We start from the raw sequence: 18801 nt of genomic DNA, 5'->3' as shown, positions 1-18801 counted from the left end.
ATGGGGGTAGCTAAAGTCGGCAAGGCCCCGAGGCGTCTCCCGCACTCCCAAGCTTTGGGTGGCCAGGGTCTGGGTCGTAGCCCGGGGCGTGCAGGTGGTCGCCTGTGGTGGAGGCGGGGGTGGGGGACTTTGCACGCAAGCGCCCAAGAGAAGCAAGGACAAGGCTAAACCGCTCCTTAAGGTAAGCCCCTTCATGCCCCTCATCCTACCCCCGCTCTGCTGCCGTTGCCTTAAGCCTGCCCTAAGGTTTCCTCCACCCGACTCGCCAACTTTTCCAAGAAATCAAAGAACATGGGCCCGTAGTGGGCGAGCTCGTCCCCGTCCGTGGCCGCCACGGGGAAGGTCCAGCCCCGCGCCTCGGCCAGGGCCTTGGCCTTGGCCAAGGGGTTCTTCCCCCAGGGCTTGGGCTCATAGAGGAAGAGGTCAGGCTTCCTCCGGGCCACCTCCTCCAGGTCGGGGGCGAAGTAGGCCTGGGGCACGTCCAGGAAGATGGGCTCTAGCCCCAGGTGGAGGAGGGCCTGGGCGATGTAGCTCCCCCGGCCCACGGTGATGGGCCCGCCCAGGTCCATCTCAAAGTAGACCCTCAGGCGAAACCGGCCCCTAAGGGCGGCGTAGCGCTCGGCCAGGCGGTGGGCAAGCCCCGTGGCCTCGGCCTCGAGGCCCAAGAGGTGCCCCAAGGTGGAGAGATTTTCCAGGATGCCGTAGGGGCTCGTGGGGAGGGGCACGGCGTAGACGGGAAAGCCCTCCTCCTTAAGCCTCAGGGCCTGCTCCCGCTGCACCCCCGTGGAGAGGAGGACCAGGTCGGGCTTAAGGCTCCTCAGGAGCTCCAGGCGGGTCTTGGTGTAGGAGGCCACCACGGGCAGGGAGAGGACCTGGGCCGGGCGGTGGCAGAAGGCGCTCCGGCCCACGAGCCTATCCCCCACCCCCAGGGCGAAAAGGGCGTCCGTGAGGTTCGGGGCCAGGCTCACGATGCGCCCGAAATGGTCGGGAAGGTCCACGGGTCCCAAAAGCTCGTGAAAAAGCCTCATCGCCTCAGGTCCAAGGAGCGGGCGTGGCCCTCCAAGCCCTCCGCCCGGGCGAGCACCGCCCCCTTGGCGGCAAGCTCCTTCACCGCCCTATCCCCTAAGCCCACCACAGGGATGACCTTCAGGAAGTCCCGCACGCTAAGGCCCCCTTGGAAGCGGGCGGTGCCCGAGGTGGGCATTACGTGGCTGGGCCCGGCGATGTAGTCCCCTAGGGCCTCGGGGCTTCCCTCCCCCAGGAAGACCCCCCCGGCGTTTTGCACCTTCCCTAGCCAAGGAAGGGGGTCGGCCAAGGCCAGGCAGAGGTGCTCGGGGGCGTAGAGGTTAGCGAGCGCAAAGGCTTCCTCCAGGTCCCGGGTGAGGACAAGCCCCCCCCGCTCCAGGGCCCTCTTGGCGATCTCCGCCCGGGGAAGCTCGGAAAGCTGCCGGTAAAGCTCCGCCTCCACCTTTTCCAAAAGGGCCAGGTCCGGGGAAAGGAGCCAGGGCTCGGAATCGGGCCCGTGCTCCGCCTGGGCCAAGAGGTCGGCGGCGAGGAGCTTGGGCGAGGCGGAGCCATCCGCCACCACCAGGGTTTCCGTGGGGCCTGCCAGGCCATCCAGGCCCACCACCCCGTAGACCAGGCGCTTGGCCGCCACCACGTAGGCGTTCCCCGGGCCCACGATCTTGTCCACCCGGGGTATGCGCCCCGTGCCGTAGGCCATGGCGGCGATGGCCTGGGCCCCGCCCATGGCGAAAAGCCGGTCCGCCCCCGCCACCCAGGCGGCGGCCAGGACCCCGGGGTGCACCCGGGGCGGGCTCGCCACCAAGACCTCCGCCACCCCCGCCACCTTGGCGGGCACCACGGCCATGAGGAGGCTGGAGAGGAGGGGGGCGCTCCCCCCGGGGACGTACACCCCCACCCGGGTAAGGGGCCGCACCAGCTGGCCCAAGACCCCCGCTTCCTCGGCCTTCAGAAACCCCCCCCGGGCCTCCTCCCGGTAGAAGGCCTCAATCCGCTCTTTGGCGGTTTCCAAGGCGTCCCGGAGGTCCGGGTCCAGGTCATCGTAGGCCTCCCGCCAGGCCTTCTTGGGGATCTCCTCCACGGGGTAGCCGTCCAGGTCCAGGCTCAGGCGGTCCAGGGCGGCATCCCCCTCCTCCCGAACCGCATGGAGGATGCCCCGGACGATCTCCTCCACCGTGGGGTCAAAGGATAACCCCCGGCGGGCGAAGCGCTCCCTCACCTCCTCAGCGCGGTAAATCATGCCTCCACTATACCCAGCGGCGGCGCTTCCTCACCTCTTCCACGCCTTCCAGCACCGCCTCAAACACGTGGTCGCCCACCTGCTGGGCCATCCGCACGGGCAAGCCCTCCTCCAGCTCCACCAGGCTCAGGCCCGGGCGCAGGCGGTAGTGTTGGCGAAGCCGCCCCTCCACCTCGAGGTCCGAAAGCCGCTCCACGTACGCCCTACCCCCCGGCATGGGGAAGCGGGCCACCTCCCCGGGCAGAAGGGATAGCCGGGGCAGGTAGAGGACCAGGGAAAGGGGGTCGTGGTAGGGGGTGAGGTAGGGCAAGGCCAGGCTCTCCTTGCCCTGGCTCACCAGGACCACCCCCTCCTCCTCCAGGCGCTCCACGGTGAAGACCCTGGCCTCCCGCGCCTCCACCCGTTCGGCGAAGTAGCGGGAGTAGCCCTCGGGGTCCGTTTCCGTCTGCCAGCGAAGCCGGACCTTGGGCAGGGGAAGGAGAAGCTCGGCGGTCAGGGTGGCCCGCACGCCCCCTTCCCCCGGGCGCACCTCCAAGCGCCCTTCCCCAGCGGGCTCCCCGGCGAAGAAATAGCGGTAGCGGTAAAGGGCGGGGCGCTCGGTCATGGCCTTAGCGTACCTTGATGGTGAGGGGTGGGCCAGGCACCTCCAGGAGGTAGTCCACGGGGTCCCGGCCCGGGACCCGGATGCGCAGGCGGTAGACGCCCTTCTGGTCAAACTCCACCCGGCCCGGCGCCGTTAGGAGGAGCTGGCCTGTGGGCAGGCGGGAGCCTGGGGGGGCCTCGAGGAGGAAGACCTCCGCCTTTTCCGTGGGGGGGTCGGTGCGGAACTCCATCACGTATGCCCCCCCTGAACCCCCGCGGGGAAGCAAGAGGATAACCCCTCCAAGAAGCCCCAAGGCCAAAAGCAAGAGGAGGAGAACCCCCCTCCGGGAAGGGGAAGCGGGCTTGGGTTCCACCACGGGGAAGGAGGGAAGCTCGGGCTCCTCTATGCGGATCACCTTAGGGCGGCTTGGGGGAGGCTCTGGCGGGCCCTCTCCCGCCCCGTCCACCTTGGGCGCCGCTTCCTCTACTTCTTGGGGCTCCACGGGAAGGCGCTTGCGGCCTGGAGCCTCCGGCTCGGGCAGGGGCGCAGGGGGTGGGATGGACCCCTCTTCCCAAAGGGCCTCTAGCCCCACCTCTTTCCGCTCAAGCCGCTCCAGGGTGTCCCGCAAGGGGAACTCGGCGTAGCGCTCGCCCAAAAGCGCCCGGGCCAGGGCCACCAAGGCCCCTTCCGGCTCCCCCGCCAAGGCCTCCATGCCCGCCCCCGCTAACCAGATGCGCTTGCCCTTCACTAAGAAAAGCTCCGGGGGTGGGGCAAGCCAAAATCCCTTGGCCTTTAAGGTGAGGAGGAGCGCCGCCACCTCCTTAAGCCAGTGCGCCGCCCGCTCCGGGTCCGCCACCCCCAGGTACTGGGCGAGGGGCACCGCCCCTATGGGCCACTCCAGGACCCAGGCCTCGGGAAGAACCTGCAAAACCGGAAGAAGCCCCTCCCCCTCCAGGGGCTTGCCCTGCGCCCCTTGGAGAACCATCACCGGCATGCCGGTGCGGGTGTCTTGGCCCTCGTAAACGGTAATGGCTCCAATACGGGCGAGAATGCGCCTTAGCCAATATGCGCCCAAAACCTCCATCCCCCCAAGTATACGCACCCCCCCATGAGGAGGCTTATAATCTGCCAAAGAAGGCCGGGCCTTTGGCCGGAAAGGAGCGGGGATGGAGTTCAAGATCACGCTGACCACGGAGGAGATCGTTCGGGGCTTGAAGCACTACCGCCGCATCGCCAAGCAGGATGTCCTCCGGGCGCCGGAAACGCCCAACCCGGAGGTCTTCCGCCGCCACGCCGAGGCGCGCCGCGAGGTCTACGCCAAGCTGGCGGAGGTGGCGGAGGCCGAGGGGCCCGAGGCGGTGGTCCAGTACGCCCTGGAGCTCTACAAGTCCCTGCCCTTCGTCACCGGCACCCCGGAGGACGCCTATCCGGAAATCAAGGGCCAGGAGAACGCCTTGGAAAACTTCTTCCTCATGATCGGCCTGGACCCCAAGATCCGCCGGGAAGCCCGCAAGGCCCGTAAGTCCCTGCAATGACCCTGGAACTCCTGAGGGCCCAGGCCCAGACCTGCACCGCCTGCCGCCTGGCGGAGGGCCGCACCCAGGTGGTTTTCGGCGAGGGCAACCCCGACGCCCAGCTCATGATCGTGGGGGAAGGCCCGGGGGAGGAGGAGGACAAGACGGGCCGCCCCTTCGTGGGCAAGGCGGGGCAACTCTTAAACCGCATCCTCGAGGCCGCCGGCATCCGCCGGGAGGAGATCTACATCACCAACATCGTCAAGTGCCGCCCCCCGGGAAACCGCACCCCCCTGCCCGACGAGGCCAAGATCTGCACGGACAAGTGGCTTTTGAAGCAGATTGAACTCATCGCCCCCCAGATCATCGTCCCCTTGGGGGCGGTGGCGGCGGAGTTCTTCCTTGGGGAAAAGGTTTCCATCACCAAGGTGCGGGGCAAGTGGTACGAGTGGCATGGCATCCGGGTCTTCCCCATGTTCCACCCCGCCTACCTCCTTAGGAACCCAAGCCGCGCCCCCGGAAGCCCCAAGCACCTCACCTGGCTGGACATCCAGGAGGTGAAGCGGGCCCTGGACGCCCTCCCTCCCAAGGAGCGCCGGCAGATCAAGGCGGTGAGCCAAGAGCCCTTGCTATAGAATGGACGCCGCCTCCGAGCCCGGATAGACCCTCAGGGCCTTCCGGGCCGGGCCTTTGGGCCCCGGGGTGGCGGGGGCAACCCCGCCGCCTGCCGCGGTGGCAAAGGAGGTAATCCATGCGCTTCTGGATTTGGTTCCCCTTTGTCCTGATGGGCGCCCTGGCCCAAAGCGTGCGGGTGGTGGCGGCGAGCGACCTGACCTACGCCCTAGGGGAACTCGCCCGTACCTTTGAGGCGCGCCACCCGGGAACGGAGGTCCTCCTCACCTTCGGCTCCTCGGGAAAACTTTACGCCCAGCTTGCCCAGGGCCTCGAGGCGGACCTCTTCTTCTCGGCGGAAAGCCTTTACCCCAAGCTCCTGGAGGAGAAGGGCCTGGCGGAGCCCGGCACCCAGCGCCTCTACGCCCTCGGCCGCCTTGCCCTCTGGCTGGACCGGCGGCTCGGCCTAAAGCCCAAACCCGAGGCCCTGAAAGACCCGAAGGTTACCCAGCTCGCCCTGGCCAACCCCATCCACGCTCCTTACGGCCGAGCCGCCCTCACCCTTCTTGAGCGCTACGGCCTCCTTCGGCGCAAGGACCTGACCCTACCCGGGATCTCCAAACCCTTCCGGGCCCTTTCCTGGGCGGAGATCCCTTGGGAACGCCTTACCCAAGGGGTGGAGGCCTACTGGGACACCGCCCCCTTGGCCCAAGGCAAACCCCACTTCCGGTTCGTCTACGGGGAAAACATCGCCCATACCGCCCAGCTCGCCCTGTCCGCCACGGGGGCGGGGATCTTGGCCCTGCCCCTGGTCCTCCACGAAAGCCTCTCCGGCCCCGGGGTGTACTGGGTGCCCCCCTGGGGAAGCCACCTGGCCCTGGAGCAGAGCTACGTAATCCTCAAAGGTAGGGCCAGGCCCGAGGTCCTGGCCTTTCACCGCTTCGTGGGAAGCCAAGAGGGTAGGGCTATCCTAAGGCGCTACGGCTTCCTGCTTCCCGGAGAGTAGATGCCCGAGCCCGAGTTCTTCCTCGCCCTCCGCCTCTCCCTCCTGGTGGCCTCCTTGAGCGCAGGGCTTCTCCTCCTTTTGGGAACCCCCCTCGCCTGGCTCCTCGCCTTCCGCGACTTCCCGGGAAAAGCCCTGTTGGAGGCGGTCTTCCTCCTCCCCCTCGTCCTACCCCCCACGGTCCTCGGCTTCTACCTCCTCCTCTTCCTGGGGCCCGAGGGGCCTTGGACCAAGCTCATCGGGGTTTCCTGGGCCTTCCGCCTGGAGGGGCTTCTCTTCGCCAGCGTCCTCTTTAGCCTCCCCTTCGCCCTCACCGCCTACCGGGAAGCCTTCTTGAGCCTGGACCGGAGCCTCCTGGAGGTGGCCCGCACCCTGGGGGTGCCCCGGCTAAAGGTCTACGCCCGGGTGGTCTTCCCCCTGGTCTGGCCCGGCCTCCTCTCGGGCACCCTCCTGGCCTTCGCCCACACCCTGGGGGAGTTCGGGGTGGTGCTCATGGTGGGGGGGTCCATCCCCGGGAAAACCCAGATGGTGAGCATCTACCTCTACGACCTGGTCCAGGCCCTGCGCTTCGCCGAGGCGGCCAAAGCCTCCCTCTTCCTCCTCCTCCTTAGCCTCCTCATCCTGCTTGGGGTGCGGCTTCTGGAAAGGAGGTGGCGGGCGTGGAGGTCCACTACCGGATAAGGCGCCCCGTGGCCCTGGAGGTGCGCTTCCGCATCCGGGGCTTCACCCTCCTCCTCGGGCGAAGCGGCGTGGGCAAGACCACCCTCCTCAAGGCCCTGGCGGGCCTCCTCCCCGCCGAGGGCACGCCCTATGGGGGCCTCCCCCCAGAGAAGCGGCCCATCGGCTACCTGCCCCAAGACCTGGCCCTTTTTCCTCACATGGCCGCCTGGGAGAACGTGGCCTTTCCCCTAAAGGGAAAGGAGGCTAAGGCCAAGGCTTTTGCCCTCCTGGAGCGGGTGGGGCTTTTGGCCCACGCCCACAAGCGCCCCAGCGCCCTCTCCGGCGGGCAGAAGCAGCGGGTGGCCCTGGCCCGGGCCCTGGCGCGCAACCCCGAGCTCCTCCTCCTGGACGAGCCCACGAGCGCCCTGGACCCCCTCACCAAGGACCAGGTGGTGGCGGAGCTCATCGCCCTCATCCGCCAAGAAGGCCTCCCCGCCCTGGCGGTGAGCCACGACCCCACCTTGGCGGGGCTGGCGGACTGGCTCGTGGTGCTGGGGCGGAAGGGGGTGCTCCAGGAGGGCCCCCCGGAAGGGGTCATGGCCGCCCCCGAAAGGGTGGAGGTGGCCCGGCTTCTCGGCTACCAAAACCTTTTCCCCGCCCGGGTGGGGGAAGGGGGCGTGGTGGTGAAAGGCGTCCCGCTAAAGCTTCCCCTTCCCCCCTGGGCCCGGCCCGGGGAGCTGGTTTGGCTTGGGGTGCGGGCGGAGGAGGTCATGGTGGTGCGGGAAGACCGCCCGCCCCCCCAAGAGAACGTGCTGGAGGGCGTTCTAGAAAGCCTTCACCCCCAGGGCCTGGCCTACCGGGGGCGCTTTCTTGGGCCCATACCCCTGGTGCTCCTCCTTCCTCGGCACGTGCAGGAAAGGCTCCGCCTCGAGCCCGGCAAGCGAATCCGGGTGGCCCTGAAGCCCCGTTACCTGCACCTGATGCCGGGCGAGGCGGAGGAGGTCCTGGAGGGCTAGGCCGAACTTGTGGCGCAAGCCCTTCAGGTAAAACCGGGCCCTATGGGGGGGAATGCCGAGGGCCTCCGCCAGGGCCTTCGCTTCCGGGGCCACCCCTTGGCCCAAAACCCCAAGGGCCGCCCTCTCCCCCGGCAAAAGCGCAAGGCCCAAGCGCCCCCTAAGCCCCTCCAGCAGGGTGCTCGGCCGGTCCTGACGGGTGAGGAAGGCGCAACGCCTCGGGTCATAGGCCCGAAGGCCCCCGGGCGTGGGCCAGAGGAAAACCTCCCCTTGCGCCAGGTGCTCCAGGTCCGCCAGCGCTAACCCATCTCCCCTGTTCCAGGAAACCCGCCAACCCGCTTTGCCAAGCGCCCCCGCCACCAAGGCGTAAAGCGCCAGGTTTTGCGTGAACACCACCACCCGCATCCATCCCCCCTTTTTGTCCGAGGTCCTAAGGCCGCACGTCCGCTTAAGCCCGGCAGAAGGGGGGCGCCCGGGGGCTCAGGACCTGGGGAAGGGGGGCGGGGTAGCCCGGTAGCCGCGCGGGCCGCACCCGGCCCACCGCCAGGGGGCGGGGCGGGGCAGGGGCTTCCACCACCGGGCCGCCCGGGGCCACCTGGAGGCCGCAGAGGGGGGAGTGCTCCACCACCGCCTCTTCCCCAGGGGCCTGGCAGAGGTCGCCCCGCAACCCCGGGTTCTGCAGCTGCATGAGGTAAAGCTGCAGGGCCACCCCGGTGGAGGCGGCGAGGGTGAGGAGGACGTAGAGCAGGGCTAACAACCCCCTCCCCTTCCCGGTCATGAGAAGAGGATAGCACCCAAGGCTCCTACCCCGTAAAGTGGAAGGGTATGGCCGTCCGGGGCACCAAGGACCTTTTCGGCAAGGAGCTTCGGCTCCACCAGCACATCGTGGCCACCGCCCGGCGGGTCCTCGAGGCGGCGGGGGCCATGGAGCTCATCACCCCCGTCTTTGAGGAAACCCAGGTGTTTGAAAAGGGGGTAGGGGCCGCCACGGACATCGTGCGCAAGGAGATGTTCACCTTCCAAGACCGGGGCGGGCGCTCCCTCACCCTGCGCCCCGAGGGCACCGCCGCCATGGTGCGGGCCTATCTGGAGCACGGGATGAAGGTCTGGCCCCAGCCCGTGCGGCTTTGGATGGCAGGCCCCATGTTCCGGGCGGAAAGGCCCCAGAAAGGGCGCTACCGCCAGTTCCACCAGGTGAACTACGAGGCCCTGGGCTCGGAAAGCCCCATCCTGGACGCCGAAGCCGTGGTGCTCCTCTACGAAAGCCTCAAGGAGCTGGGCCTAAGGCGCCTTTCCGTGAAGCTCTCCTCCGTAGGGGATCCGGAGGACCGGGCCCGGTACAACGCCTACCTGCGGGAGGTCTTGGGGCCCTATCGGGATGCGCTTTCCGAGGACTCCCAGGAGCGGCTTGACCTCAACCCCATGCGCATCCTGGACTCCAAGGACGAGAAGGACCAGGCCCTTTTGCGGGAGCTCAAGGTGCGGCCCATGCTGGACTTCCTGGGGGAGGAGGCCTTGGCCCACCTGAAGGCGGTGGAACGCCACCTAAACCGGCTTGGCGTGCCCTACGAGCTAGAGCCCGCCTTGGTGCGGGGCCTGGACTACTACGTGCGCACCGCCTTTGAGGTGCACCACGAGGAGATCGGGGCCCAGTCCGCCCTGGGGGGCGGGGGGCGGTACGATGGGCTTTCCGAGCTCCTCGGGGGGCCAAGGGTGCCGGGGGTGGGCTTCGCCTTCGGCGTGGAGCGGGTGGCCCTGGCCCTCGAGGCGGAGGGCTTCGGCCTGCCCGAGGGAAAGGGCCCCGACCTCTACCTCATCCCCCTCACGGAGGAGGCGGTGGCCGAGGCCTTCTACCTGGCGGAGCGCCTGCGGCCCAGGCTCCGGGTGGAGTACGCCCTAAGCCCCAAGAAACCGGGCAAGGGGGTGGAGGAGGCCCTGAAGCGGAACGCTGCCTTCGCCGGCTTCCTGGGCGAGGACGAGCTTAGGGCGGGAGAGGTAACCCTAAAGCGCCTTGCCACCGGGGAACAGGTGCGGCTTCCCCAGACGGAAGCCCTCGGTTTCCTCCTTTCCGCCTTAGCGTGAGGACTTGGTAAGCTTGGGGGGATTATGCGCCGCACCCACTACGCCGGAAGCCTTAGGGAAGAGCATGCGGGAGAGGAGGTGGTCCTGGAGGGCTGGGTGAACCGCCGCCGGGACCTGGGGGGCCTCATCTTTTTGGACCTCCGGGACCGGGAAGGCCTAGTGCAGCTCGTGGCCCATCCGGATAGCCCCGCCTACGCCGTGGCCGAACGGGTGCGCTCCGAGTGGGTGGTGCGGGCCAAGGGCCGGGTGCGCCTCCGCCCTGAGCCCAACCCCCGCCTGCCCACGGGCCGGGTGGAGGTGGAGCTAGAGGCCCTAGAGGTCTTGGCCGAGGCCAAGACCCCGCCCTTCCCGGTGGACGCCGGCTGGCGGGGAGAGGAGGACAAGGAGGCTTCCGAAGAACTTCGCCTAAAGTACCGCTACCTGGACCTCCGCAGGAAGCGGATGCAGGAGAACCTGCGCCTGCGCCACCGGGTCATCAAGGCCATTTGGGACTTCCTGGACCGGGAAGGTTTCGTCCAGGTGGAAACCCCCTTCCTCACCAAGAGCACCCCGGAAGGGGCCCGGGACTTCCTCGTCCCCTACCGCCACCAACCGGGCCTCTTTTACGCCCTGCCCCAGTCCCCCCAGCTTTTCAAGCAGATGCTCATGGTGGCGGGGTTGGACCGCTACTTCCAGATCGCCCGTTGCTTCCGGGACGAGGACCTGCGCGCCGACCGCCAGCCCGACTTCACCCAGTTGGACCTGGAGATGAGCTTCGTGGAGGTGGAGGACATCCTCACCCTCAACGAGCGCCTCATGGCCCACGTCTTCCGGGAGGCCTTGGGCCTAGAGCTTCCCCTCCCCTTCCCCCGCCTCCCCTATGGGGAGGCCATGGAGCGCTACGGCTCGGACAAGCCCGACCTGCGCTTCGGGCTTGAGCTAAAGGAGGTGGGCCACCTCTTCCGGGATAGCCCCTTCCAACTCTTCCAACAGGCGGAAAGCGTGAAGGCCCTCTCCGCCCCCAAGGCCCTTTCCCGGAAGGAGGTGGCCGAGCTGGAAGAGGTGGCCAAGCGCCACGGGGCGGGGGGGCTCGCCTTCGCCCGGGTGGAGGAGGGGGGCTTCTCCGGGGGCGTGGCCAAGTTCTTGGATCCGGTGCGGGAAGCCCTCCTCCAGGCCACGGGAGCCAGGCCCGGGGACACCCTTCTCTTCGTGGCGGCAAGCCGCAAGGTGGCGGCGGAGGCCCTGGGGCAGGTGCGCCTCGCCCTGGCCGACCTCTTGGCCTTGCCCCGGGAAGGCTTCCGCTTCCTTTGGGTGGTGGACTTTCCCCTTTTGGAGTGGGACGAGGCGCGGGGAGCTTGGACCTACATGCACCACCCCTTCACGAGCCCCCACCCCGAGGACCTGCCCCTTTTGGACACGGCACCGGGCCAGGTTAGGGCCCTGGCCTACGACCTGGTCCTGAACGGGGTGGAGGTGGGGGGCGGGTCCATCCGCATCCACGACCCCGCCCTACAGGCCAAGATGTTCACCCTCCTGGGCATCGGCGAGGAGGAGCAGAGGGAGAAGTTTGGGTTTTTCCTCGAGGCCCTCACCTACGGGGCCCCGCCCCACGGGGGCATCGCCTGGGGCCTGGACCGCCTCCTGGCCCTCATGACCGGTAGCCCCTCCATCCGCGAGGTCATCGCCTTCCCCAAGAACAAGGAGGGCAAGGACCCCTTGACCGGGGCCCCAAGCCCCGTGCCCGAGGAGCAACTCCGGGAACTGGGCCTTATGGTGATCCGCCATGGCTAGGATCCCCTACGTTCTCGTGGACGCCTTCGCCCCCACCCCGGGGGCGGGAAACCGCGTGGCCATCGTCTTGGACGCCCGGGGGATGAGCGGGGAGGAGATGCGCCAGGTGGCGAAAAGGCTTTCCGAGCCCGAAACCGCCTTTCTCACCGAAAGGCAGGGCACCGTCTTCGCCGTGCGCTTCTTCACGCCGGGGGGAGAGGTGGAGTTTTCCGGCCACGCCGCCGTGGCCCTGGGCCTGGCCCTGGTGCGCTTGGGCCTCGCCCCCGAGGGCACCGAGCGCCTCATCCTCCACACCCCAGCGGAAGCCCTCCCGGTGGAGATCGCCTACGAGGCGGGGGAGCCCAGGAAGGCCTGGGTGCGGGGGCCCACCCCGAGGTTCCGGGACCTGCCCCCCTTCCAGGCCCTGAAGGAGGTCCTCGAGGCCTTGGGCTCCGATGAGCGCTACCTCCACCGGGGCCTGCCCTACGGGGTGGCCTACACGGGGCTTTGGAGCCTTTTCGTCCCCTTGGTGGCCCCGGGGGTGGTGGACGCCCTGGAGCCGGACATGGCCCTCCTGGCCGAGATTTCCCGGAAACTAGAGGTGGCCACGGTCCACGCCTACGCCCCCATGGGGCCAAGGAGCTTCTACGCCCGGGACTTCGCCCCCCTCCTCGGCATCCCCGAGGACCCGGTGACGGGCTCGGCCAACGCCGCCCTGGGGGCGCTTCTGGCCCGGGCGGGGGTGGTGCCGAAGCGGGAAGGGAGGGTCCACCTTTCCATCTACCAGGGCCACCGCTTGGGCAACCCGGGGATGGTGGAGGTGGAGGTGGAGTATAGCCCCACGGGGGTTCCCCTTGCCGTGAGGCTGGGGGGTGAGGCGGCCATCGTGGCCACGGGCGAGCTCTGATGGTGCGCCTGGTCTTCGTGGACGTGGACGGCACCCTGGTGGGGAAGGAGGGGGTACCCCCGTGCGTCTGGCCGGCGGTGGAGGCGGCCAAGGCCCGGGGCCTGCGCCTCGCCCTCCTCACGGGCCGCCCGGGGCGGGGGGAAGCCCTGCGCCTGGCCCGGCGGCTTGACCCCGAGGGCCTCCACGTCTTTGAGTCGGGGGCGGTGGTCCTCTCCCTTTCCCAAGACCCCCACGAGCCCCAGGCGAGGCCCTTTTTCGTGGCGGCCTTGCCCGAGGAGGCGGCCAAGAAAGCGGTGCGCCTCGCCCGGAGGCTTTCCCTCCCCTTGGAGGGCTACACCGCCGACGGGGGCTTTTTCGTGGAAGGGGATAGCCCCCTCCTCGAGGCCCACCAAAGGCTTTTGGGGGTGGAGGCGGAGGGGGCGGACCTCCTAGGGCTAACAAGCCCCTTGGTACGCCTCCAGGTGTTGGCTGGGCCCGAGGCGCCTTTGGGAGCCTTTTTGGATGCCTTGCCCGAGGAGCTTTCCGCCCACGTGGCCGAAAGCCCCAAGATGCCCGGGGTGCGCTTCGTTTCCCTCACCCGAAGGGGCGTGGGCAAGCTTTTGGGGGCCCGCTTGGTGGCGGAGGCCTATGGGCTAGACCTTCTGGCCTGCGCCATGGTGGGGGATGGGGAGAACGACCTCGAGGTCCTCCAGGCGGTGGGCCTCGGCATCGCCATGGGGAACGCCCCGCTAAGCGTAAAGCAGGCGGCCAAGCGGGTGGTGGCCCCCGTGGACGCCTGCGGCCTGGCGGAAGCCCTGGCCGCCCTCGGGTAAACTCCAGGGCGTATGCGGGTCTTCATTGACGAGATCGCCCAGTACAAGGACCAGGAGGTGGAGCTCAGGGGCTGGCTCTACCAGAAGCGCTCCAAGGGCAAGATCCACTTCCTCATCCTCCGGGACGGCACCGGCTTCCTCCAGGCCACGGTGGTGAAGGGGGAGGTGCCGGAGGAGGTCTTCACCCAGGCGGACCACTTGCCCCAGGAAACCGCCCTTAAGGTGTTTGGCCGGGTGCGGGAGGACTCGAGGGCCCCGGGCGGGTACGAACTTTTGCTAAAGGGCCTGGAGGTGGTGAGCCTGCCCCAGGGGGAATACCCCATCGGCCCCAAGGAGCACGGCATTGACTTCCTCATGGACCACCGCCACCTCTGGCTCCGCCACCGCCGCCCCTTCGCCGTGATGCGCATCCGGGACGAGGTGGAGCGGGCCATCCACGACTTCTTTAGCGAACGGGGTTTCCTGCGCTTTGACGCCCCCATCCTCACCCCGAGCGCCGTGGAGGGCACCACGGAGCTCTTTGAGGTGGAGCTCTTTGACGGGGAAAAGGCCTACCTCTCCCAGTCGGGCCAGCTCTACGCCGAGGCCGGGGCCCTGGCCTACGCCAAGGTCTACACCTTCGGCCCCACGTTCCGGGCGGAACGCTCCAAGACCCGGCGCCACCTCCTGGAGTTCTGGATGGTGGAGCCCGAGGTGGCCTTCATGACCCACGAGGAGAACATGGCCCTCCAGGAGGAGCTGGTGCGCTACCTGGTGGCCCGGGTGCTGGAGAGGCGGGCGCGGGAGCTGGAGATGCTAGACCGCGACCCCAAGGCCCTGGAACCCGCCGCCCAAGGGAACTACCCCCGCCTCACCTACAAGGAGGCGGTGGCCCTGGTGAACCGCCTGAGCCAGGAGGACCCCGAGGTGCCCCCTCTCCCCTACGGCGAGGACTTCGGCGCCCCCCACGAGGCCGCCTTGAGCCGGCAGTTTGACCGCCCCGTCTTCGTGGAGCGCTACCCCGCCCGCATCAAGGCCTTCTACATGGAGCCGGACCCCCAAGACCCCGAGCTCGTCCTCAACGACGATCTCCTGGCCCCCGAGGGCTACGGGGAGATCATCGGGGGAAGCCAAAGGATCCACGACCTGGAACTCCTAAGGCGGAAGATCCGGGAGTTCGGCCTACCCGAGGAGGTTTACGGGTGGTACCTGGACCTCCGCCGCTTCGGGAGCGTGCCCCATTCGGGCTTCGGGCTCGGCCTGGAGCGCACCGTGGCCTGGATCTGCGGCCTGGCCCACGTGCGGGAAGCCATCCCCTTTCCCCGGATGTATACCCGTATGCGGCCCTAGAGGCCAGCGAGTTCCAAGAAGTAGCGGTGAATGCGCAGGTCCGGGGTGAGCTCGGGGTGGAAGGCGCTGGCAAGGATCTTTCCCTGCCGCACCAAGACGGGGAGGCCTTGGAGTTCCGCCAGCACCTCCACCCCCTCCCCCAGCCGGCGGAAGACCGGGGCGCGGATGAAGACCCCGTGGAAGGGCTCGGAAAAGCCCCGGATGAAGAGGTCCTCTTCAAAGCTCTCCACCTGGCGGCCAAAAGCGTTCCGCTCCACCGCCACGTCCAAGACACCCAGGCGGGGTTGCTCGGGGTAGCCTAGGATCTCCCGGGCAAGCCATATGGCCCCGGCGCAGGTGCCAAAAACCGCCAGGCTCCCCTCCGCCACCCGTTGCCGCACGGCCTCCTCGAGGCCATACTCCCGGGCCAGCTTGCCGATGGTGGTGGACTCCCCGCCAGGCACGATGAGGGCCTTGAGCCCCTCCAGGTGCTCCTTCTTCCGCACCTCCTTTGCCTCTATCCCCAGGCGCTTAAGCGCCTCCTTGTGCTCGCGGAAATCCCCTTGCAGGGCTAGGACGCCAACCACGCCCCTCATCCTGGACCTAGGCTTCGGACCTGTCAAGGGAAGCTCGCACCAAAAGAACACCCACTAACCCGGCCACTAGAGAAGCGGAGAGTACCCCCACCTTGGCTTGGTCCAGCATCCCCCCTTCAAAGGCCAAGCCAGCAATGAAAAGGGCCATGGTAAAGCCAATGCCTGCCAAAAAGCCCACACCCACAATGGACTTTAGGTTCACCCCTTCGGGCAAGGCGCCCAAACCCAACCGCAACGCTAGCCAGGAAGCAAAGAAGATTCCCAAAGGTTTCCCCAAGAGAAGACCCAAGATTATCCCCCAGGCCACGGAACCAAACCCCAGCCCCTGCAAGGCAACCCCAGCATTAAAAAATGCAAAAACCGGCAACACCCCAAAGGCTACCCAAGGGTGAAGGGTGTGTTCCAGACGGTGCAAGGGGCTTTGCGCTTCCTCCACCTGCTCCTCGAGGCCTTCCAACTCCCCCTCCAGCTCCTCGGGGTCCTGGGCAGAGGTAGTCCCCTGGAAAGCCCTAGCCCGCCGCAGAGGGACAGCCAAAGCCAAAAGCACCCCGGCCAAGGTAGCATGAAGACCTGACTGGAGGACAAAATACCACAGAAGTAACCCCAGAAGCATGTAGGGCCAAAGATGCCACACCCCTAGGCGATTGAGCAGAAGAGCAAAACCCAGGATCAGGACCGCCAGGATCAAGGGAAGGGATTCTAAGCCCCCGGTGTAGAAGAGGGCAATCACCAAAACCGCCCCCAGGTCATCTACTATGGCTAAGGCAGTGAGAAAGAGCTTAAGTCCCAGAGGCACCCGAGGTACCAGAGCCAAAACCCCCAAGGCAAAGGCGATGTCCGTGGCCATGGGTACTCCCCAGCCACGAGCCTCGGGCAGACTGGGATTGATTGCCAGGTACAAAAAGGCCGGCAGGATCATCCCCCCTACCGCCCCTGCCAAGGCTAGCCCAGCCCTCCTGGGATTCTTAAGCTCGCCAGAAACAAGTTCACGCTTAAGCTCCAGTCCCACCAGTAGGAAGAAAAACGCCATGAGGAGGTCGTTGACCCAAAGAAGCAGCGGCTTTTCCAATGAAAACTCGCCAAAACGAACACCCACCAGAACTTCTCGTAGCCCAAAATAGACCGTGGCCGCCGGAGTGTTGGCCAGTATAAATGCCAGAAGAGCCGCCAAGAAGAGGACCAGCCCTCCTTTGGCCTCACTTTCAAGAAACTGCTCTAGTAGCCTGGGATACCTGCGCACGGGCATGGGATTACTATACCCGGCGCCACAAAAGACGCAGACTGTTGGCCGTCACCAACACGAGTGCTCCATTGTCCGCCAGCACTGCGGTCCAAAGCCCCGTGTAACCCATGAGGGTGGTGAGGAGGATAAGCCCCTTGAGCCCCACCGCCAAGGCCACGTTCTGGCGGACCACGCCCAGGGTCAGGCGGCTTAGCCGGAAGGCCCGGGGCAAGGCGGCAAGGCTCAGAAGCCCCACGTCTGCACTCTGCAGGGCCGCTTCCGTGCCCTCGGCCACGGCAAGCCCTACCGTGGCCTTGGCCAGGGCTGGGGCGTCGTTCACCCCATCCCCCACCATGGCCACGCCACCCCTACCTGCCAACTCCTCCACCAGGCGGAGCTTGTCCACGGGAGAAAGGCCAGCCCGGATTTCCTCAGGAAAAAGCCCTATGGCCGTGCCCAAAGCCAAAGCAGAGGTCTCCCGGTCGCCGGTAAGCAGGAGGGGCTTAAGGCCCAGTCGGCGCAGTTCGGCCAAGACTTCCCGGGCCTCGAGGCGGGGGGTATCCTGGAAGGCCAAGAGGGCCAAGGGAACCCCCTCCCTAACCAAGAGGGAAAGGCTGAAGCCTTCCTCCGTCAAGGCCTTCACCTGGGCCTCTACTTCCGGGGGCAGGTCCCAGGCCTCGGGCCGCACCAAACCCACCTCCTTCCCCTCCACCCGAGCGAAGGCCCCGAGGCCCGGCACCGCCCGATGCTCCTCCGAGGGCAAGGCCTTGGGGCCCGAAGCCTCCCGCACCGCCCGGGCTAAGGGGTGGGAGGAACCCTCCGCCACCCCCTTCGCCAGGGCCAAGGCCTCCTCCGTCGAAACCCCAAAGGTAACCACCCGCACCAGCGTGGGCTTTCCCAGGGTCAGGGTTCCCGTCTTGTCCAAAGCCACGTAGCGAACCCCAGCCAAGCGCTCCAGGGCCGCCCCGCTCTTAAAGAGCACCCCCGCCCTGGCTCCCCGGGCCACCCCTGCGGCGATGGCCGCAGGCACCGACACCACCAGAGCGCAGGGACAGGCGATGAGGAGAAGGCCCAAGGCCTTGTAGACATGCCCCAGGAAATCCCCCCGGAAAAGGGGAAGGACCAGGGCCACGAAGCCTGCCAGGGCCAGGACCGCCGGGGTGTAGCGGCGGCTAAAGGCATCCACCACCCGCTCCGCCTGGCTCTTCTTAAGCAAGGCCCCCTCCGCCAGGCGTTCCATCTCCGCCAGGAAGCCCTCCTCGGGAAGGCGCTCCACCTTTACCACCAAGCTCCCCTCCTGCACCAGACTGCCCCCGTAAACCCGGTCCCCTATCCCCTTGGGCCTAGGCAAGGGCTCCCCGGTGAAGGCGGCCTCCTCCACGGAAGCCTGTCCAGACACCACCACCCCGTCGGCCGGTACCCGCTCCCCCGGGGGCACCCTCACCAGGTCCCCCACCCTCAAGGCCTTAAGGGGCACCTCCTCCACCCCACCCTCCTTCAGGCGGTAGGCCCGCCTGGGAAGAAGCTCGGAAAGGGCGTAAAGGGACCTGCGGGCCTGGGCCACGCTATAAGCCTCCAGCACCTCCCCCACGAGGAAGAGGAAGACCACCACCGCCGCCTCGGCCTCCGCCCCGATGAGCAAGGCTCCCAGGGTAGCCAGCGTAACCAGGGTTTGCATGCTGAAGGGGTTTTGCCGGAACGCAGCCACCGCACGACGAGCCAGGGGGAAAACCCCCACCAAGGCCGCCAGCCGATAGCCCCAAGGGGCTAGGCCGGGGAGGAAGAGCGAAGCCAAAAAGGCCGCCAGGAGAAGCCCTCCGGAAGCCAAGGCCCAGCGCCAGGGTCCCAAAACACCCCTGGTCGTGTCCCCTTCAGGCTTCAAACGGTAGCCCAGGGCGGAAACCACCCTTTCCGCCTCCTTCTCCGCCCCGGGAACCTCGAGGTGCAGATACGCCTTACCGCTGGCAAAGCTGACCTGGGCCTGCACCACTCCAGGCACCCCGGAAAGGGCTTTCTCCACCTTTAAGGCGCAGTCGGCGCAGTCCAAACCCTCCACCCGGAACACGCGAACCCTGTGAGCATCCATGTTCCCAGGGTAGCATCATTTGAGTAGCTAGTCAAGTGTTCTCTTCCGCGTGCTCCAAAGCCCCCTCAAGAAGCCGTTCCACGTGCTCGTCCGCCAAGCGGTAGTAGACCTGCTTTCCCTCTCTCCGGAAGGCCACCAGCCTTGCCTGGCGCAGAAGCCTGAGCTGATGGCTCACCGCAGAAACGGAAACCCCGGCAAGAAGGGCCAAATCGCACACACAAAGCTCTTCCGCCGCCTTCAAGGCCAAAAGAAGCCGCATCCGGGTGGGATCGGCCAGGGCCTTAAGGAGGAGGGCGGCTTTCCCCAGCACCGCCTCCTCGGGCAAGGCCGCGCGCGCCTTCTCCACCCGCTCAGGGTGGATCTCGTAAACCCCGCACACCGCCTGCGCCAC

Annotated in this window: 19 protein-coding genes and 1 riboswitch; of the genes, 10 read left to right on the top strand and 9 right to left on the bottom strand. The window is 67.5% G+C overall.

The annotated features are described in order from the left end of the window. Positions 1-230 precede the first annotated feature (230 nt). Genes LXN00_RS03475 through LXN00_RS03460 form a run of 4 tightly spaced genes read right to left on the bottom strand, consistent with a single transcriptional unit; the run spans position 231 to position 3930 of the window. A complete protein-coding gene (locus tag LXN00_RS03475; RefSeq protein WP_234504812.1) occupies positions 231-1028 on the bottom strand; it encodes a helical backbone metal receptor in 798 nt (265 codons plus the stop codon). After that, the gene (gene hisD, locus LXN00_RS03470; RefSeq protein ID WP_234504810.1) at positions 1025-2263 is read right to left on the bottom strand and encodes a histidinol dehydrogenase; all 1239 of its coding nucleotides are present in this window, start codon (positions 2261-2263) and stop codon (positions 1025-1027) included. The genes LXN00_RS03475 and hisD overlap by 4 nt, the downstream gene beginning before the upstream one ends. A 7-nt stretch (positions 2264-2270) precedes the next feature. After that, positions 2271-2867: a DUF3108 domain-containing protein gene (locus LXN00_RS03465; RefSeq protein ID WP_234504808.1), complete on the bottom strand. Its 597-nt coding sequence runs from the start codon at positions 2865-2867 to the stop codon at positions 2271-2273. 4 nt (positions 2868-2871) lie between these two features. Beyond that, entirely contained in the window at positions 2872-3930 is a 1059-nt protein-coding gene (locus tag LXN00_RS03460; RefSeq protein WP_234504806.1) for a hypothetical protein, read from the bottom strand. An 82-nt stretch (positions 3931-4012) separates the two neighbouring features. On the opposite strand from LXN00_RS03460, the gene LXN00_RS03455 reads away from it, so the two are divergent. The 5 genes from LXN00_RS03455 to LXN00_RS03435 all read left to right on the top strand — a co-directional run bounded on the left by LXN00_RS03455 (position 4013) and on the right by LXN00_RS03435 (position 7651). Beyond that, positions 4013-4381 (top strand): hypothetical protein, encoded by a 369-nt coding sequence (locus LXN00_RS03455; RefSeq protein ID WP_039458950.1) that lies wholly within the window; start codon positions 4013-4015, stop codon positions 4379-4381. Then, positions 4378-4995, top strand: a complete 618-nt coding sequence (locus tag LXN00_RS03450; protein WP_234504805.1) for a uracil-DNA glycosylase — start codon at positions 4378-4380, stop codon at positions 4993-4995. Before LXN00_RS03455 ends, LXN00_RS03450 begins: the two co-directional genes overlap by 4 nt. Then, positions 4996-5120: riboswitch (molybdenum cofactor riboswitch) on the top strand. Continuing rightward, positions 5112-5978: a molybdate ABC transporter substrate-binding protein gene (modA, locus tag LXN00_RS03445; protein ID WP_234504802.1), complete on the top strand. Its 867-nt coding sequence runs from the start codon at positions 5112-5114 to the stop codon at positions 5976-5978. Its footprint overlaps the riboswitch before it by 9 nt. Then, positions 5979-6656, top strand: coding sequence for a molybdate ABC transporter permease subunit (gene modB / locus LXN00_RS03440; RefSeq protein WP_234504797.1), 678 nt, complete (start codon positions 5979-5981; stop codon positions 6654-6656). Then, entirely contained in the window at positions 6626-7651 is a 1026-nt protein-coding gene (locus LXN00_RS03435; RefSeq protein WP_234504785.1) for an ABC transporter ATP-binding protein, read from the top strand. Before modB ends, LXN00_RS03435 begins: the two co-directional genes overlap by 31 nt. A gap of 445 nt (positions 7652-8096) precedes the next feature. Here the strand turns inward: LXN00_RS03435 and LXN00_RS03430 are convergent, their stop codons facing one another. Continuing rightward, the gene (locus tag LXN00_RS03430; RefSeq protein WP_234504770.1) at positions 8097-8426 is read right to left on the bottom strand and encodes a hypothetical protein; all 330 of its coding nucleotides are present in this window, start codon (positions 8424-8426) and stop codon (positions 8097-8099) included. Positions 8427-8473: 47 nt separating this feature from the next. Between LXN00_RS03430 and hisS the strand changes: the two genes are divergently transcribed. Genes hisS through asnS form a run of 5 tightly spaced genes read left to right on the top strand, consistent with a single transcriptional unit; the run spans position 8474 to position 14527 of the window. Continuing rightward, on the top strand, positions 8474-9730 hold the full coding sequence (gene hisS, locus LXN00_RS03425; RefSeq protein WP_234504769.1) for a histidine--tRNA ligase: 1257 nt from the start codon (positions 8474-8476) through the stop codon (positions 9728-9730). 24 nt (positions 9731-9754) lie between these two features. After that, positions 9755-11500: an aspartate--tRNA ligase gene (gene aspS, locus LXN00_RS03420; RefSeq protein ID WP_234504763.1), complete on the top strand. Its 1746-nt coding sequence runs from the start codon at positions 9755-9757 to the stop codon at positions 11498-11500. Further along, positions 11493-12386 carry a PhzF family phenazine biosynthesis protein gene (locus LXN00_RS03415; protein ID WP_234504761.1) on the top strand — a complete coding sequence of 298 codons (894 nt, stop codon included), beginning with the start codon at positions 11493-11495 and terminating at the stop codon, positions 12384-12386. The genes aspS and LXN00_RS03415 overlap by 8 nt, the downstream gene beginning before the upstream one ends. After that, positions 12386-13198 (top strand): HAD family hydrolase, encoded by an 813-nt coding sequence (locus LXN00_RS03410; protein WP_234504759.1) that lies wholly within the window; start codon positions 12386-12388, stop codon positions 13196-13198. Before LXN00_RS03415 ends, LXN00_RS03410 begins: the two co-directional genes overlap by 1 nt. A 12-nt stretch (positions 13199-13210) precedes the next feature. Then, positions 13211-14527, top strand: a complete 1317-nt coding sequence (asnS, locus tag LXN00_RS03405) for an asparagine--tRNA ligase (protein WP_234504757.1) — start codon at positions 13211-13213, stop codon at positions 14525-14527. Here asnS and pdxT read toward each other — a convergent pair. The 4 genes from pdxT to LXN00_RS03385 are packed head-to-tail and all read right to left on the bottom strand — an operon-like array spanning position 14524 to position 18801. Further along, complete coding sequence (gene pdxT, locus LXN00_RS03400) at positions 14524-15102, bottom strand: pyridoxal 5'-phosphate synthase glutaminase subunit PdxT (RefSeq protein ID WP_234504755.1); 579 nt, start codon at positions 15100-15102, stop codon at positions 14524-14526. The two genes, asnS and pdxT, sit on opposite strands and share 4 nt — an antisense overlap. Before the next feature lie 7 nt (positions 15103-15109). After that, complete coding sequence (nhaA, locus tag LXN00_RS03395; protein ID WP_234504752.1) at positions 15110-16348, bottom strand: Na+/H+ antiporter NhaA; 1239 nt, start codon at positions 16346-16348, stop codon at positions 15110-15112. Positions 16349-16355: 7 nt separating this feature from the next. Beyond that, positions 16356-18410: a heavy metal translocating P-type ATPase gene (locus tag LXN00_RS03390; RefSeq protein WP_234504750.1), complete on the bottom strand. Its 2055-nt coding sequence runs from the start codon at positions 18408-18410 to the stop codon at positions 16356-16358. A 31-nt stretch (positions 18411-18441) separates the two neighbouring features. Next, entirely contained in the window at positions 18442-18801 is a 360-nt protein-coding gene (locus LXN00_RS03385) for an ArsR/SmtB family transcription factor (RefSeq protein WP_326491122.1), read from the bottom strand.

The sequence above is a fragment of the Thermus brockianus genome (assembly GCF_021462505.1).
Classification (GTDB): domain Bacteria; phylum Deinococcota; class Deinococci; order Deinococcales; family Thermaceae; genus Thermus; species Thermus hydrothermalis.
Note: the sequence above shows the minus strand (reverse complement) of the source record. Positions and strands in the feature narration are given on the sequence as shown.